This is a genomic window from Virgibacillus ndiopensis, from assembly GCF_900187325.1.
Lineage (GTDB): Bacteria > Bacillota > Bacilli > Bacillales > Amphibacillaceae > Virgibacillus_E > Virgibacillus_E ndiopensis.
The window spans coordinates 76,551-91,523 of record NZ_FZMZ01000005.1 but is presented as its reverse complement, the minus strand read 5'-3'; the positions used below and the strand labels follow the sequence as shown (position 1 = coordinate 91,523).

The following is a 14,973-nucleotide window of genomic DNA, read 5'->3' as shown; positions in this document are numbered from 1 at the left end:
AGGTTAGTAATGTTGACTACTAACCTTTTCTTATATTTCCTCTTTAAATTTTTTTATTAATGATTCTCCTTGATATCCCTCTTCAACTAACTTTTGAAGTGTTTCTTTGATAATCCCTTTTTGCCGATCAATTATTGTCCCCATAAATAAAACATTCATATGAGGGCCTATTTCGTTAACGGTGATAATTTGAGTGATAAATGTTGCCGGTGTATTACTTTCTTTCGTTATTTTGACCTGAATCATTACTTCATCTTTTCTCTCTTTTAGATCTTTAAAAAATGAAATCAAAGAATGATTTACATAAGCTTCAATAACCCAACGGTTCTGATCATCTTCTCTGTTGATAATTAGTCCATCTAATAACGGAATCTCGTGGTGTATGATATCTTCATCATTACTCTCAAGAATATCTAACGCCTTTAATTTAAACGTCTTCATCCACTCACCCCTCCGAGTTTATAATTGAATTTTGTTAACCACCAATATATGACATTTCAATTTTTTTCCTATTCTTACTTTTTCGTTCTGTTCGCTCGTCCGAATAACGATCCTTTCTACCATGCCATAATGATGCTAGGTTTTCTGTTAATTGCTCCTCTGTTAGACCTTCACGTAATTTTTCCCGTACATCGTATCCACTAGATGCAAATAAACATGTATATAATTTACCATCTGCTGATAGCCTGATCCTTGTACAAGTGCCGCAAAATGAATCGGTTACGGAAGAAATAACACCTATTTCACCTTCACCATCCTTGTAACGATATCTTGTGGCAACTTCACCATAATAATTCTCGTCAACAGGTTCAATTGGCATTTCTTCATTAATCATATCTATAATATGTTTCTTGGAAATAACATTTTTCATGTCCCAGCCATTATGATTTCCAACATCCATAAATTCAATATAACGTAAAATGATGTCTTTACCTTTAAAATACCTAGCCATTGGTAAAACTTGATTATCATTCATTCCTTTTTTTACAACCATGTTTATTTTCACTTTTAATCCGGCATTTTGTGCTGCTTCAATTCCTTTTAATACTGGAAGTACAACGACTCCTTTACCATTAATTTTCGTAAACACCTCATCTTCAATTGCATCTAAACTAATATTAACACGTTTCAGCCCAGCTGCTTTTAATTTAGCAGCCTTTCTTGGTAAAAATATTCCATTTGTTGTAAGTGCTATATCATTTATACCAGGAATTTGATTCAGTTCTGCAATGAGTTGATCGAGATTTTTACGTAATAATGGCTCACCACCAGTAATTCGAATTTTTTCGACCCCTAATTCAGCAAAACTATTGGCTAATCGGATAATTTCTTCAAAGCTTAATAGTTCACTTTCAGGAAGAAAAGCATAATCATCTCCAAAAATTTCTTTTGGCATACAATATGTGCACCTGAAATTGCATTTGTCGATAACAGAAATGCGCAAGTCCTTTAGTGTTCTACCAAAATGATCTGTAATAGGTGCTGCATTTTCCTGCATTAAATTCACTCCTAGTTAAGTATTAATCCGAAAAATGGTAACGCGTCTTTCAGAGAAATCGTGCAAACAAGCTAGTCTCTCATCAAAATTCCTGTTGGCCTTCATGCTCGTTAAGTAACAATACTTCAACATCTGCTCCAGATTTATATCCTCTCGTCCCTCCTGGCAAAACCATTAAACCATTGGTATGTGCCAATGAAGTAACAACATTTGATTTATCCATGCCTGCTAAACGAACACATACTTTTCCTCTTTCAAATTCAAGATAACTTCTAACAAATCTAGTAAATGGGTTTGGTTTTGGAAATTCTTCTAATAATGTTGCATCAATACATTTTAAAAACGGCTTCTCACTATACAACAATCGATGGATGATTGGACGAACAAACAATTCAAATCCAACGTAACATGCTGAAGGATTACCTGATAAACCAAATAAAAGCTGCTCTCCCCGTACGGCAACAGTTGTTACACTACCAGGGCGCATCGCCACTTTGTTAAAAAGTACATCAGCACCTAATTTTTCGTAGATAGCTGGCATTAAGTCAAAATCACCGACAGAAACGCCACCAGTTGTAATCAATATATCTACCTCATGAAGAGCTTTTTCAATCGTATCGTAACTTGAATCAAATTCGTCTGCCAACTTACCAAAATAAATTACTTTTCCACCAGCTCGTTTAATTTGCGAAGTAATCATATATGCATTAGAATTACGGATTTTTCCCGGTTGAAGTTCCTCATGAACATCTAACAGCTCCGTCCCGGTTGCTATAACACCGACAACAGGCTTTTTTGCAACAGGTACTTCACTATATCCAAAGGTCGCTAGTAAAGCTTTTACACCTGGGTTTATATATGTGCCCGCTTCAATAAGCGTTTCATCCAATGCTACTTCCGAACCTTTATCAATGATATTCTGTCCTTTTTTCATTGTTCGTTTTATTGTCATGTAATTCTTATTATCTCGTTCATATGTCTGACAAATCTCAAACATGGCAACACAATCAGCACCTTCAGGTATTTGCGCTCCTGTCATAATTCTTGTAGCTTGACCTTTTTGCAACTTTTTTGTCGGGACAAAACCTGCGCCTGTATGCTCAATTACTTCAAATTCAACAGGGTTATGAAGTGATGCCTGTTCAGTATCAACCGAGCGCAAAGCAAATCCATCGTATGGTGATTTATTAAATGGGGGAATTGGATGTTTTGCAATAATTGGCTCAGCTATTCGCCTACTATCACATTCGTTTATTGGCACATTCTCCACGCTTCCTAGCTTACTATAATTCATTACTTTTGATACCGCTTCATGAATGGGAATTGGCTTTCGCATCTCAACCATCCAAAACCACCCTTCCTTACAAGACTTTTATAATTAGTTTAACAAAGTAAACACGTAATTGATAATTATTCCTACTACCTCATTATAACTGCTTTTTCACATTTAGATATGATAAATGTCACACCTAAGGACCTCAATAGGTTTGGTGAAATTTATACGTGGGTATGTATCTACAAACATAAAAATGAGCTGTAGCGTTTACAAATGCCTGCGAAAGAGACATTAAATAAAAGCATAGAAAAAAGTCTGATTCAAGTAATATCGATGTAGTCATTTTATAAGTATTGTAAATTTGGAAACGCTAAAACTTAATTACAATTTAGGAGCGATTTGAATATGACGCTGTTTTATCTAGCTATAATCGTTATCGTAGTTATTGGTGTTTTCATAGCAGTTAAAAAGAAAGGTAAAAATCCAAACTTGGATGCTTCCCTGTCAACTAAAGAAAAAGAAGAATTAAATGAAGACTATTTATCACACGCGAGTAGTGATGATGAACATGAAGATCCTAAAAATATCTAATACGGAATTAAAGCATCGCTTTTAGGCGGTGTTTTTTTCTTCTGCATTAAAATTATTGTATAATTAAATATATTTGATAACTAATACTTTTACACGGGGAGCGTTCATTATGTTTAAACGGTTGACTTTATTATTTTTTATTTGTATATTACTCACTGCTTGCTCAAAGGATGAACCAGTCATTGTGAAAAAAGATGCTAAAGCGGCAGACCCAAATGAGGAACCTGAATTAGTTGAACAAAAAAGCAACGAAGAAACTGATGAATTTATAGAGTTCGCGCTTCCGGATGAAAAAATAATGATTAATCTGGAAATGGTCCCGATATTAAACGAGTATTTATATGCAACGAAAGATAGGAAAAAAGCAATTGAAAAAATGAAAATGCTTAGAATTGATGCAATTGAAAGAGACATTTATTTACTTGAGTTTTCTTGTAAGAATGGATTATGTTCCTATTTACTGCTTGATCAAAGTAAAGAGAACCAAGCTTTTCTTGTAGCAGATTTGGCTAAGTCAATCCAAACAAAGCTCTCCCCAGACCACTCAAAAATCTTGTTACAATTTAATAGGGAAACGGCATTGCCAATACCATTATCGAATTTAGTTGTAATTGACCTAAAAAATTGGGAGTTAGTATCGCTTACAAATGATACGAATGAAGCAAAACTATTGCATTATAGCTGGCCAATTGTTACAGCTGAATGGCTTGATAATCAAACAATAACCGCAATGATTCCCACTGTATCGGATCCGACAAATGATCTTTTATTACAATGGCAAGAAGCTGGAAGTAAAACGACTAGTATTCAATTTAGTATCCAATTAAATGAATAAAGGAGTAATTATCATGAATAACACAATTGAAACCATCCTCAATCATCGTTCAATTCGAAAATTTAAGAATGAGGCATTAACACCGGAACAAATAGAAATAATTGTTAGTGCTGCACAACATGCATCAACTTCAAGTTATGTTATGGCATACACAATCATCGGTATTACGGACGAAGTGATCAAAGAGAAATTAACATCTATTTCAGGACATGAACACGTAAGAAATAGTGGTCATTTGTTTGTATTCTGTGCCGATTTAAACCGTATCTATCAATTAGCTTCAGAGGAAGAACAAGAAAAAATGAAAGAAAGTATAGAAAGTACCGAACAATTCTTGGTCACGACCATAGACACTGCACTTGCCGCTCAAAATGCAGTAATTGCTGCTGAATCGATAGGTCTTGGCATTTGTTATATTGGTGGTATACGTAATAATGTCAAGAGCGTTAACGATTTACTCGAACTCCCTGATTATGTGATTCCCCTATTCGGTTTAGCTGTAGGATATCCTGATCATCGACCAGAACATAAACCACGATTACCTTTTGATGAAATTTATCATGAGAATAAATATGATATGAAAAAGCAAGCAAGCTTAATACAACAATTCGACCGGGAGCTTGAAAAATATTACTTAAGCCGGGGACAAAATACACGAAAAGACACATGGTCTGATCAAATGATACGAAAATACACTACCCCAATTCGAATGGATGTAACTAAATTCATTCAAGACAAAAAATTAAATAAGCGATAAAAGCACCCCTTAAGATTCCATTCAGTAATGTGTAGCATGGGCAGATAAAATGTTTAGGTATCCATAGCAGACAAGTTAGCATTCTAGACGAAAAGACAGCACTTTCCTTTGAGAGTGCTGTTTTTTATTCAAGGCTGTTATCTAGAAGATTGTTGTTTTTTAACATTAATCTTATGTCATAGTTGATATAAGATGCGACTAACTAAAAATTATGTCCAGTGCCCTTTCTACCACTGCGAAAATCACGTTGCTGTATGTCGCAGTTTCTTTAATAGCAACAAATTATGCGAAAAGAGCTTTATTCAAAAATAAGGTTTTCTACATGATCAATTACCATTTCTTCACCATCAACACTGAATCGTGCTTTGCAATATAATTTATATGTCCCTTTATCCGGAGAATTAATTACTATCGAACCATGGGGATGATAACTATTGCCTTTTTCCAATTTTTTCACTACTGGACTGCCAGTAAAATCATGATTTTTATTTTTTAAAGAAACAGATACTAAAGGTGTATAATGTGTAATTTCAATTGATTCATCCCCAACATATTGGATAGATCGATATACACGAATACCATTTTCTATTCTCTCTACTCTAATATGTAAGATAAAATCATCTACTTGTTTTGATCCAGTCTTATTCGCTGCCAATGTCGCATTTTCTACCTGGAACCCCCAGTAAAAGATACCACTTAGGCAAACACTAAAAATAAGGATAGCTGGAACTAACTTTATTTTTTTCATATGTAATTGCCTCCCCAAAATCCCCTTACTATATAAGACGAAACAAATCAGTCAAATGTTTCATTTTTTCAAATGTAAATCTTATTTTTTGGTTGACATAAAATGTGATGTGATTTTGTGCTTGGTCAACGTTCGGAGAAATTTACTTCGCTTTCCGTGGGTTCGCGATGAGCCTCTCGGAAAAAGACCATTTTCTGCGAGAACAGCACGTGTCCGAATCCCCCTAGAGTGGTTTTCTTAACAGGACTGAGGCAGTCCCCTAAGGTGCGCATCCACCCGTAGCGATCCCGGACCGAGGTCGAGAAATGGACGTAATTATATAAAGTATTCCATTGTTATGTCGCACTTTCTGTAAATAACAACAAACTGCGTGGAGCCTGTAAAAAACGGTCATAGGACTTTCTTATTATATACAATATTAACATATATAGGAAAAAAACAAAGGGTATATTAATGCGCAGAAAATACAATTATAACTAATGAAAGATAGGTTAAAAAAGGAGGAAAAATCATGACAGTGGCCTCACAGGTTAAACAAACTATTGCGGGCTTAAAAAGCGCTCAAGCAAGCTTCGAACAATTTGCCCTTCAAACACAAAATAAACAAGCAAAACAACTATACCAAGATGCCGCAACGCAAACACAAGCTATATTACAAAATGTAGAACCGAGAGTTACACAAATAGAACAAGAAGAACCACAATACAAACAATAAAGGGTTTTGCGAGGTTGCATGAGACAACAACCTCGCTCCTACATATCCATACAGAAATAGGTGATCAACATTTACGTTAAACGACTTATTATATATTTTGGACTAATGCTTTTTTTATTTAGTTGTAGTCCAGAAAGTGAATCTAACGGAGCCAAAAATGACGGTCAAGACGTTGAATACACCAAAATTGCCAATAATAAATTTGTCGACCAACAAAAGGCAAATAAGGCAAAAAAAATTCTTAGTAAACATGATGAAATCACGTCTATAAATGCAGTCAATTCGGATAAAAATTTAGTTGTAGCTATTGAAGTTCATCATAATAAACGATTTCAACTAACGGATATACGTAAAAGATATGCGAAAGAACTAAAGAAAAAGTTCCCAAACATAAAAACAGAACTTTCAACTGACAAAAAAATTATACTTGAACTTGAGTCTCTTGAAAAAGAAATTAAAGAAAAGGATATTTCAAACAAACAGATAAAAAAGAAATTGAAACACATTATTAATTTAATGAAGGAACAAACATAACGAAAAGAGTGGATTTGAAAATGGCAGATAAGAAAAAGAAGAATTTACCACCATCATCTCAAGAGTATCAAGCTTTCCAGCAACAAAGAGAAGTCAAACGGCCATTACTTAAAAATTGTATAAAAGCATTTCTTGTAGGTGGATTTATCTGTTTTATCGGCCAACTTATATCAACAGCTTACATTTATTTTTTTGATTTCACGGAACAAACTGCTGGAAATCCTACTACAGCTACACTTATTTTTATTACAATGCTTTTAACTGGATTTGGAATTTATGATCGAATTGGACAATTTGCTGGCGCTGGTTCCGCAGTACCAGTTACAGGATTTGGTAATGCTGTAATCTCCGCTGCGATAGAACATCGAACAGAAGGATTTGTCCTTGGCGTTGGAGGAAACATTTTCAAATTAGCTGGATCTGTAATCGTATTTGGCGTCTTTTCTGCATTTATCGTTGCCTTAATAAAAACCATTTTAATTCAATGGGGTGGATTGTAATGCTAACTGGACATCGAACCTGGATTTTTGAAAACAAACCAACTATCCTATCAACCGGTACAGTAGGTGGACCATTTGAGGCGAATGGGAATATTCCTAATGACTTTGATCTGCTTCATGATGATATTTGGTTACAACAAGCATCATTTGAAAAAGCACAACAAACAATGATGGAGGAAGCCTGCCAGTTCGCTGTTAAAAATAGTCCAATTGAAAAAGAGCAGGTTCAATTTTTTATTGGCGGTGATTTAATTAACCAAATTACCCCGACAAGCTTTACTGCCAAAACAATGGGGCTTCCCTACTTTGGACTTTTTAGCGCATGTGCAACATCGATGGAAAGTTTAGCATTGTCAGCATTTCTCATTAATGGCGAAGGTGCTAATTATATACTAAGTGGAAGTGCCAGCCATAATGCTGCAGTCGAAAAACAATTTCGTTACCCTACAGAATATGGTGGTCAAAAGCCTCCAACAGCTCAATGGACTGTAACTGGTGCTGGTGTAGCTTTAGTTGGAAAAGAAGGAAATGGTCCCAAAATAACATCAGCAACAATTGGCAAAGTTGTAGATATGGGGATGACAGACCCATTTAATATGGGCGGGGCAATGGCTCCAGCTGCTGCTGATACAATTGCGACCCACTTAAAAGAAAGAGACATTGATCCTTCTTATTATGATCTAATTATTACAGGTGATCTTGGACATATTGGAAGAGAAGTTTCATTAGACCTAATGAATAAAGAGGGTTTACAGATTTCTGAACAAATGTACGTAGACTGCGGACTTACAATTTATCGCGAAGGACAGCCTGTTCTTGCTGGTGCAAGTGGTTCAGCGTGCTCAGCCGTTGTCACCTATGGCCATTTTTTAAATTTAATGAAGCAAGGTGAAATTCACCGTATTCTTGTAGTAGCAACAGGTGCACTACATTCAACTTTAAGTGTTCAGCAAAAGGACCCCATACCATGTATTGCACATGCAGTTTCAATTGAATCAGGAAGTGATCTATTATGATATTTTTTTGGGCATTTGTTGTCGGGGGAATTATTTGTGTTATTGGGCAAATCATGTTTGATGTATTCAAACTGACTCCAGGTCATACGTTAAGTATCCTAGTTGTGGTTGGTGCTATATTGGACGGATTTGGGTTATATGAACCACTAATTGATTTTGCTGGTGCTGGTGCTACTGTACCAATAACCAGTTTTGGAAACTCCCTAGTTCATGGAGCAATGGCTGAAGCTGAAAAACATGGCCTTGTTGGTGTTATTACAGGAATGTTTGAGGTCACTAGCTCAGGTATTTCTGCAGCAATCATTTTCGGCATGATTGGTGCCCTTATTTTTAAACCAAAAGGATAGATAACCACTCCCATTGAAAGGAAGTGCTTGTAATGACCGTTGGATCGCAAGTAAAAAGTTGTTATTCTTCATTAAAAAGCGCTGATGCACAGTTAGGCATTTTAGCAAATAAAGCACAGGATCAGGAAACAAGACAAACGTATCAAGATGTACAGAATATCATTTCCGAAATAAAAGAAGATTTACAAAAGGAAGTAATTCGTATTGGACAGGAAGAACCACAGTATAAAAATTGAAATAGTTTCAGTATGTGAAAGGATTTGTGAATGTTATGCCAGAATGGATTAATATATTATTACGATCAACAGGCTCTCTAGTTATCCTATTTTTGTTTACAAAATGGCTAGGGAAAAAACAATTATCAGAAATGAATGTATTTGAATATATAACTGGAATTGTAATTGGTAGTATAGTCGCTTTTATTGCCGCTGATTTGGATGGAAATGTATTCCATGGTCTTTTAGCATTGTCTGTTTGGTTTATCATTCCTTTTGCTGCTGAATTTCTTTCTCAAAAGAGTAAAACCTTTAGAAATATTATCGAAGGAAAAGGGACTGTGTTTATTCAAGATGGAAAAATTATGGAAGATAATTTAAAAAAGGAACGGTACACAACAGATGATTTGCTCGAAAAATTACGTGATAAAAATATCTTTCGAGTAGCAGATGTTGAATTCGCCGTACTTGAATCATCTGGAGCTTTAAGTGTACTCCCTAAAAAAGAGAACCAACCATTAACAGCGAAAATAATTGGCATGACAGTTGCTCCAGAAAAAGAATCGCAAACTGTTATTATGGACGGAAAGGTTTTGATGGAGCCCTTGGCAAACTTATCCCTGAACACGAACTGGCTGGAAACAGAGCTAGACAAAATGAACATAAGTATCGAAAATGTCTTCCTTGGACAAGCTGACAGTGATGGTCAATTAACAGTCGACTTATACGATGATAAAATTTCGGTACCGGGTCCATCAGAAAAGCCACTCCTCTTCGCTACTTTGAAAAAATGCCAAGCTGATTTGGAATTGTTTGCATTAGCTACCGAGAACCAACAGGCAAAGCAAGTGTATCAAACCAATAGTAATAAACTTCAGCATGCGATTGATCTTATAGCTCCCTATTTAAAATCATAAAAATTAGCCCTTTTAGTTTAAATTGAAACTAAAGGGGCTAATTTTTGTTCTATAATGATATAATTGATTTTAACTGCAAAGGGGATGACTAGCATGTCTAAAAAGTTTATTTCAACAGTCAGTCTATTACTATTTATACTTTTATCTGCTTGCACAGACAACGCTGCTACTACCAAAGCAACTTTTGTACGTGCGGTCGATGGAGATACACTTATTGTAAACATTAATGGTGAAGAACAATACATACGGTTATTATTAGTCGATACTCCTGAAACAAAGCACCCTGATAAAGAAGTTCAAAAATACGGTCCTGAAGCAAGCGACTTTATGAAACAAACATTTTCAGCATCTGATTCGATAAAAATTGAATATGGAACGGAAAAACGAGACAAATACAACCGTTTACTTGCTTATGTCTATACAGAAGATAATAAAATGATAAACAAATTGCTATTGGAAAATGGATTAGCACGTGTTGCTTACGTGTACCCACCTAACGATAAATATGTTGATGAATTCCATGATATTGAACAGCAAGCAAAAGAGCAACATATCGGAATATGGAGCATCAACGGTTATGTTACAGAAAAAGGGTTTAATATGAGTGCTGTTAATTCCACAAAAACTGAAAAAGTTACGATAGACTTTCCTTTCGAACCAAATGGTAAGGATCGTGATTGCAGTGACTTTTCCTCACAGGATGAAGCCCAAGCTTTTTTTGAAGCTGCTGGAGGACCTGAAAAAGATCCCCATAGACTTGACGGTGAAGGTGACAATTTTGTCTGTGAAGGAATCTAAATTTGATCCGTTAATTGATTAGTTAAATCAATTATTTCATTAAAAACCGCCTCTCTAGTTTTTTTAGATAAATCTTGATTTTGAAATAGGGAGATCAGATCACGGATTTCCCTAATCAACATTTCATCAGATTCTTCTGGAAAATCATCTTTGTTCGGAAAATGAATTAAATTATTACACATCTGACAACCTCCAAGTTGAGAAAAATACTCCTAACCATGGGAGAACAGAAGAATTATACCAATTGCTTCAAGTTGTTTGTTTAGTTCTTCAATTTTCTTTGTGTCTACGTTCAAATTAGGGCACGTAATTTCACTAATATCAGCTTCCACTTGAATAGCAACCGACATTTCTACATTTTGATCAATACTATGTGGTAGCATTTTTGAATTCGTATCTTTTATATTCACGCCCACTGTTCCTTGGTCTTTTCCATTACAATCCAAAACAACAACCTCATTCTTAAGCTCTCCCTGGATGGCTAACAATCCAAGAGTTTCCTCTTCATCTAAAAAACCTTTTAAATTCCCATCCTTAAAGGAGGCCGTTCCCTGAAAGCTAAGAACGGTTGGAATTTGATTTTCTACCTTTTTTCCTATATTGCTCGACGTTCCCTCGTTTGTATCACTACCGTCTTGTTTTTGGACCTCCTGTTTAGTCTCCTTTTTCTCCCCTTCAGCTTGAACCCCCATTTTCTTTGCTGGTAGCACAACACCAGTATAAGGATCCATCGTATCACTTGAAAATGTTCTCATAAATTGACTGATATCTTTCACCATGTTCGTAGCAGAAAATTGGTCTTTTCTTATCATGTCTTGGATCGCTGACCGTATAGCTGTTGAAATCAATGAGCTATCATAGTAATTCCTCGCTTGAGTGTAGAAACTCAACAAATAATGCTGGGACGGTTAAAACGAAAGGAGTTCCGTCAATTAAAACAGCAACTTTTCCATCTAACAGTCCGCCACAAACACGGTCAGGACGTTCTGTACTAAACATAGTTGGGAAAGGTGATTTCGGAGAATCTTTTATCATCGATTCAATATATGGACTATCTAAAATACCATCAATGTCAATGCGAGATAATCGCTGTTGAACTTCACGAACTATATCTTCATCTGCAATTCGCTTAAGATAAACTATATTAATTTGCGTATTGGTTTGTCGCCCTAATACCATTTTCTCCACTTTTAAGGAAGGCAATTGTAATTTCCGACGGATTAACAACAAATTTAATTGAATGTCTTCAACAAACCCTTCTTTCGGTCCCCTTATCGAACGTTCTACAGCTAGTTCTGAAATATCCCTTCCTACCGACTTAGCCGAATGAAACTGAAAAGCATGGTCCATATCATCGATCAGAAGTATACTATTACCTGCCAGAATTTGTTTAATAACGATGTTCATATTTCTCAATTCATTTATATTTGAACAAGGCTTGTGTGGTTCAATAGAAGATTCGAAGGGAATTCAATCCGAATCTATCTCAATGTTTATCCGTAAACGAATTTCTATAAATAATGGGACTAGATTCTTATTAGATTAGATGCTTAATAAGAATTATTTTAGTCCAAAAGTTGAAACAGTTCTTAGAGAATAGAAAAGAGAACAAATTAGTTGAAAAAACACAAGAAGAATTTAAAGGTGAACCATTTGGCTGGTCATTATTCCGGAATTTGAGGCATTTGATTGGATGGTAACGTATCTAGATATGAAGGTTACTATTTCTATTAAAGTTATATTTACCGAGTTTACAGACAAGGTGAATTACCTAACCAAAGAGAATATGAGGGATTTGTTTAAATATAATTGTATGGATTCTTTTATCACAGTTATTTTGTTCTATTCAGTCGGGTTTTCATTCACGTTATGGAAGGAAGAAATAACTAGGGGCCCAAGTTGGCAAAAAGAAAATCAGTACAAAAATAGAGGCTCTCAATCATGAGAGCCTCATAATCTATTACCTAATTCTAATGGCCACTTTTCCAAATTGTTTCCCTTGTTCTAGATGATCCATCGCAGCTTTAGTCTGATCTAACGTAAACGTACTATCCACAACTGGATGAATGCTGTGCCTTTCAATAAAACTCAGCATTTCGCGAAGTTCTTCCCTTGACCCCATTGTGGTACCAACTAATTGATATTGTCCATAGAAGAATTCACGCAAGTTGAGATCAACAGTATCCTCTGTAGATGATCCAAACGTTACCATTCTGCCGCCTTTCTTTAAAACGCTTAGAGACCTATTAAATGTCGCACGACCGACACTTTCAATAACAAGATCAACAGTTTCATTTTTTAATTCTTCTGTCCAATCACTATTTGTATCAAGTGCGATATCTGCACCTAATTGTAGTGCTTGATTCCTTTTCTCCTGGCTTCTGGAGGTAACAATCACTCTAGCATCAGCATGTTTAGCAAATAAAATCAAATAAGTAGCAACACCGCTACCTGCACCAGGGATAAAAATCGTCTCCCCTTTCCGCAATTCGCCTTTTGTAAACATTGCACGATAGCCTGTTAATGCCGATAAAGCAAGAACTCCTGCTTCTTCCCAACTCAAATATACTGGCTTTTTCTCTACTTGCTCGGCGGAGAGTACAATTTTTTCGGCGAATGTTCCGTTATCTGGCATACCTAAAATATCGAATTCTTGTGGTGGAGCTACATTGTTTTCAAACCAGCGAAGACCAGGATTAATAACCACTTCATCACCGACACAAATTTGTTCAACCCCAGCCCCAACGCTTTCAATTATACCTGCACCGTCTGATCCAATAACAAGTGCAGACGCATCATTCCCCCTACGATTCGGGATAAATAGGTCACGATGATTAAGACCGGCAGTCTGTATGGCCACAACTACCTCACCATCCCCTGCCTTTGGATCGTCGATCGTCGTCATTTTTAAGTTTCCATGATCATGAACAAAAGCTTTCATACATGTGTCATCCTTCCTGAAAATAGATACTAAACTCTTCTAATTCCTGCTTACACGTAACATCATTTGCAAACAACGGAACGTAAATCAACTGCTGTCTTGTAAATGTTTTTTCTATCAAGTTGATGTATTGCTTCTCATGCTCTCTTCGTTTTATGATAAAATCACCTTCAGCATCGTCTGGCAATACTTTATTTACAATTAATGATTTCACATGCAAGTGATATTTATCAAGTAATTGAATCGCCTTATTTGTTTCTGAAATGGGAAGTCGTTCTGGGTTTAATACAAATACAAAGCTTGTCTTACTTGGATCTAATAAAATTTCCCTAGCTTTTGCAAACCGTTCCTGTCGTTCTTTTAAAACATCATAGATTGGATCCTCAATCGGCTCTCCATCATTTAAAAGCTGTGTATAATTTTCATTCGTTTTCTTACGCTTTTCCAATAATCCTTCAATCCAAACGCCCATTAATTCTGGCAATGATAACAACCGGATTGTATGACCCGTAGGAGCTGTATCAAAAATGATCGTATCAAAGTTTGACAGTTCTTCTAAAATAATCGAAATAAGTTTATCAAATAACGCCGCTTCATCAGCACCAGGTGACATTTTTGCTGTATCCAATTGCCGATGAACCTCACTGATCATGCCTGAATGTACAACACCTTTTATATTTTCCTTAATTCCTTTTATGTAGTTAGCTGTTTCAATTTCAGGATCTATCTCTAATGCTGAAAGGTTTCTTGATAAGTGAGTTATTTTCCCGCCAATTTTTTGATTAAAAATATCACCCAAATTGTGAGCTGGGTCTGTTGAGACAAGTAAAGTATTATGACCCATAAGTGCCGCTTCCCAAGCAATAGCTGCAGAAGTCGTTGATTTTCCCACTCCACCTTTTCCACCGACAAAAACTATTTTGTTTGTAAGCTCCCGCATCATTATTCCCCTTTTCACGAAATTAGCAGCATCTAATTCCTGCCATTGGTGATTTGTCCATACCCATGCGTAAGTGCCAGTCATGAAACTTTTCGATCATGTAAGGATACAACTCTAATGTATAATAATAAACAGGGTTAGGAATGCCAATCATTTCTGAGTAGAGTAACAATAAAAATAAATCGTCTTCATCCCTTAATTCTCGCGCAATTTCTTGACGATGTGGCATGTTTAATACTTCTTCGTAAAATTGTACAAATGTTTTCAATTTGTCTAGCATCAAATTACACCCCGCTTTATCAGAAATTATGTAGGAAAAGGGATCACTGTGAAATGATCCCTTTT

Annotated in this window: 21 protein-coding genes; 11 read left to right on the top strand and 10 right to left on the bottom strand. The window is 35.8% G+C overall.

What is annotated here, in order from left to right:
* Positions 1–30: 30 nt before the first annotated feature.
* From CS937_RS07720 to CS937_RS07710, 3 genes are all read right to left on the bottom strand, one after another.
* Positions 31–441 (bottom strand): YwpF family protein, encoded by a 411-nt coding sequence (locus tag CS937_RS07720; protein WP_099157896.1) that lies wholly within the window; start codon positions 439–441, stop codon positions 31–33.
* Positions 442–475: 34 nt separating this feature from the next.
* On the bottom strand, positions 476–1,498 hold the full coding sequence (moaA, locus tag CS937_RS07715) for a GTP 3',8-cyclase MoaA (protein WP_099157895.1): 1,023 nt from the start codon (positions 1,496–1,498) through the stop codon (positions 476–478).
* An 82-nt stretch (positions 1,499–1,580) separates the two neighbouring features.
* On the bottom strand, positions 1,581–2,843 hold the full coding sequence (locus CS937_RS07710; RefSeq protein WP_099157894.1) for a molybdopterin molybdotransferase MoeA: 1,263 nt from the start codon (positions 2,841–2,843) through the stop codon (positions 1,581–1,583).
* A 336-nt stretch (positions 2,844–3,179) separates the two neighbouring features.
* Here CS937_RS07710 and CS937_RS07705 point away from each other — a divergent pair, with 336 nt between their 5' ends.
* From CS937_RS07705 to nfsA, 3 genes are all read left to right on the top strand, one after another.
* Positions 3,180–3,365, top strand: coding sequence for a hypothetical protein (locus tag CS937_RS07705; protein WP_099157893.1), 186 nt, complete (start codon positions 3,180–3,182; stop codon positions 3,363–3,365).
* Positions 3,366–3,474: 109 nt separating this feature from the next.
* A complete protein-coding gene (locus CS937_RS07700; RefSeq protein WP_099157892.1) occupies positions 3,475–4,200 on the top strand; it encodes a hypothetical protein in 726 nt (241 codons plus the stop codon).
* Between the two features lie 13 nt (positions 4,201–4,213).
* Entirely contained in the window at positions 4,214–4,957 is a 744-nt protein-coding gene (gene nfsA, locus CS937_RS07695) for an oxygen-insensitive NADPH nitroreductase (protein ID WP_099157891.1), read from the top strand.
* A 298-nt stretch (positions 4,958–5,255) separates the two neighbouring features.
* Here nfsA and CS937_RS07690 read toward each other — a convergent pair whose 3' ends face one another.
* Complete coding sequence (locus CS937_RS07690) at positions 5,256–5,705, bottom strand: hypothetical protein (RefSeq protein WP_099157890.1); 450 nt, start codon at positions 5,703–5,705, stop codon at positions 5,256–5,258.
* 511 nt (positions 5,706–6,216) lie between these two features.
* On the opposite strand from CS937_RS07690, the gene CS937_RS07685 reads away from it, so the two are divergent.
* The 8 genes from CS937_RS07685 to CS937_RS07650 all read left to right on the top strand — a co-directional run bounded on the left by CS937_RS07685 (position 6,217) and on the right by CS937_RS07650 (position 10,747).
* Entirely contained in the window at positions 6,217–6,420 is a 204-nt protein-coding gene (locus tag CS937_RS07685; RefSeq protein ID WP_099157889.1) for a DUF1657 domain-containing protein, read from the top strand.
* Positions 6,421–6,480: 60 nt separating this feature from the next.
* Positions 6,481–6,954, top strand: coding sequence for a hypothetical protein (locus CS937_RS07680; protein ID WP_099157888.1), 474 nt, complete (start codon positions 6,481–6,483; stop codon positions 6,952–6,954).
* Between the two features lie 20 nt (positions 6,955–6,974).
* Positions 6,975–7,454, top strand: coding sequence for a stage V sporulation protein AC (gene spoVAC, locus CS937_RS07675; protein ID WP_099157887.1), 480 nt, complete (start codon positions 6,975–6,977; stop codon positions 7,452–7,454).
* A complete protein-coding gene (gene spoVAD, locus CS937_RS07670) occupies positions 7,454–8,470 on the top strand; it encodes a stage V sporulation protein AD (RefSeq protein ID WP_099157886.1) in 1,017 nt (338 codons plus the stop codon). Before spoVAC ends, spoVAD begins: the two co-directional genes overlap by 1 nt.
* A complete protein-coding gene (spoVAE, locus tag CS937_RS07665; protein WP_099157885.1) occupies positions 8,467–8,817 on the top strand; it encodes a stage V sporulation protein AE in 351 nt (116 codons plus the stop codon). Before spoVAD ends, spoVAE begins: the two co-directional genes overlap by 4 nt.
* A 32-nt stretch (positions 8,818–8,849) precedes the next feature.
* Positions 8,850–9,053 (top strand): DUF1657 domain-containing protein, encoded by a 204-nt coding sequence (locus tag CS937_RS07660; protein WP_099157884.1) that lies wholly within the window; start codon positions 8,850–8,852, stop codon positions 9,051–9,053.
* A 35-nt stretch (positions 9,054–9,088) separates the two neighbouring features.
* Positions 9,089–9,949 carry a DUF421 domain-containing protein gene (locus CS937_RS07655; RefSeq protein WP_099158833.1) on the top strand — a complete coding sequence of 287 codons (861 nt, stop codon included), beginning with the start codon at positions 9,089–9,091 and terminating at the stop codon, positions 9,947–9,949.
* A 93-nt stretch (positions 9,950–10,042) separates the two neighbouring features.
* Positions 10,043–10,747 carry a thermonuclease family protein gene (locus CS937_RS07650; protein WP_176555789.1) on the top strand — a complete coding sequence of 235 codons (705 nt, stop codon included), beginning with the start codon at positions 10,043–10,045 and terminating at the stop codon, positions 10,745–10,747.
* Here the strand turns inward: CS937_RS07650 and CS937_RS07645 are convergent.
* The 6 genes from CS937_RS07645 to CS937_RS07615 all read right to left on the bottom strand — a co-directional run bounded on the left by CS937_RS07645 (position 10,744) and on the right by CS937_RS07615 (position 14,908).
* Entirely contained in the window at positions 10,744–10,929 is a 186-nt protein-coding gene (locus tag CS937_RS07645) for a hypothetical protein (RefSeq protein ID WP_099157882.1), read from the bottom strand. The two genes, CS937_RS07650 and CS937_RS07645, sit on opposite strands and share 4 nt — an antisense overlap.
* Positions 10,930–10,959: 30 nt before the next feature.
* Positions 10,960–11,559 carry a Ger(x)C family spore germination C-terminal domain-containing protein gene (locus tag CS937_RS07640; RefSeq protein ID WP_141554340.1) on the bottom strand — a complete coding sequence of 200 codons (600 nt, stop codon included), beginning with the start codon at positions 11,557–11,559 and terminating at the stop codon, positions 10,960–10,962.
* A gap of 43 nt (positions 11,560–11,602) precedes the next feature.
* Complete coding sequence (locus CS937_RS07635) at positions 11,603–12,199, bottom strand: spore germination protein (RefSeq protein WP_281251897.1); 597 nt, start codon at positions 12,197–12,199, stop codon at positions 11,603–11,605.
* 508 nt (positions 12,200–12,707) lie between these two features.
* Complete coding sequence (locus CS937_RS07625) at positions 12,708–13,688, bottom strand: zinc-binding dehydrogenase (protein ID WP_099157878.1); 981 nt, start codon at positions 13,686–13,688, stop codon at positions 12,708–12,710.
* A 7-nt stretch (positions 13,689–13,695) separates the two neighbouring features.
* Positions 13,696–14,628 (bottom strand): ArsA family ATPase, encoded by a 933-nt coding sequence (locus tag CS937_RS07620; protein WP_099157877.1) that lies wholly within the window; start codon positions 14,626–14,628, stop codon positions 13,696–13,698.
* Between the two features lie 22 nt (positions 14,629–14,650).
* Positions 14,651–14,908, bottom strand: a complete 258-nt coding sequence (locus tag CS937_RS07615) for a cory-CC-star protein (protein WP_099157876.1) — start codon at positions 14,906–14,908, stop codon at positions 14,651–14,653.
* Between the last annotated feature and the right edge of the window lie 65 nt (positions 14,909–14,973).

Coding starts and splice junctions, on each gene's coding strand:
- CS937_RS07705 (WP_099157893.1), top strand. CDS start 3,180: ATGACGCTGTTTTATCTAGCTATAATCGTTATCGTAGTTATTGGTGTT.
- CS937_RS07645 (WP_099157882.1), bottom strand. CDS start 10,929: ATGTGTAATAATTTAATTCATTTTCCGAACAAAGATGATTTTCCAGAA.
- CS937_RS07615 (WP_099157876.1), bottom strand. CDS start 14,908: ATGCTAGACAAATTGAAAACATTTGTACAATTTTACGAAGAAGTATTA.
- CS937_RS07720 (WP_099157896.1), bottom strand. CDS start 441: ATGAAGACGTTTAAATTAAAGGCGTTAGATATTCTTGAGAGTAATGAT.
- CS937_RS07655 (WP_099158833.1), top strand. CDS start 9,089: ATGCCAGAATGGATTAATATATTATTACGATCAACAGGCTCTCTAGTT.
- spoVAC (WP_099157887.1), top strand. CDS start 6,975: ATGGCAGATAAGAAAAAGAAGAATTTACCACCATCATCTCAAGAGTAT.
- moaA (WP_099157895.1), bottom strand. CDS start 1,498: ATGCAGGAAAATGCAGCACCTATTACAGATCATTTTGGTAGAACACTA.
- nfsA (WP_099157891.1), top strand. CDS start 4,214: ATGAATAACACAATTGAAACCATCCTCAATCATCGTTCAATTCGAAAA.
- CS937_RS07685 (WP_099157889.1), top strand. CDS start 6,217: ATGACAGTGGCCTCACAGGTTAAACAAACTATTGCGGGCTTAAAAAGC.
- CS937_RS07625 (WP_099157878.1), bottom strand. CDS start 13,688: ATGAAAGCTTTTGTTCATGATCATGGAAACTTAAAAATGACGACGATC.
- CS937_RS07660 (WP_099157884.1), top strand. CDS start 8,850: ATGACCGTTGGATCGCAAGTAAAAAGTTGTTATTCTTCATTAAAAAGC.
- CS937_RS07620 (WP_099157877.1), bottom strand. CDS start 14,628: ATGCGGGAGCTTACAAACAAAATAGTTTTTGTCGGTGGAAAAGGTGGA.
- spoVAE (WP_099157885.1), top strand. CDS start 8,467: ATGATATTTTTTTGGGCATTTGTTGTCGGGGGAATTATTTGTGTTATT.
- CS937_RS07700 (WP_099157892.1), top strand. CDS start 3,475: ATGTTTAAACGGTTGACTTTATTATTTTTTATTTGTATATTACTCACT.
- CS937_RS07690 (WP_099157890.1), bottom strand. CDS start 5,705: ATGAAAAAAATAAAGTTAGTTCCAGCTATCCTTATTTTTAGTGTTTGC.
- CS937_RS07710 (WP_099157894.1), bottom strand. CDS start 2,843: ATGGTTGAGATGCGAAAGCCAATTCCCATTCATGAAGCGGTATCAAAA.
- spoVAD (WP_099157886.1), top strand. CDS start 7,454: ATGCTAACTGGACATCGAACCTGGATTTTTGAAAACAAACCAACTATC.
- CS937_RS07650 (WP_176555789.1), top strand. CDS start 10,043: ATGTCTAAAAAGTTTATTTCAACAGTCAGTCTATTACTATTTATACTT.
- CS937_RS07640 (WP_141554340.1), bottom strand. CDS start 11,559: ATGATAAGAAAAGACCAATTTTCTGCTACGAACATGGTGAAAGATATC.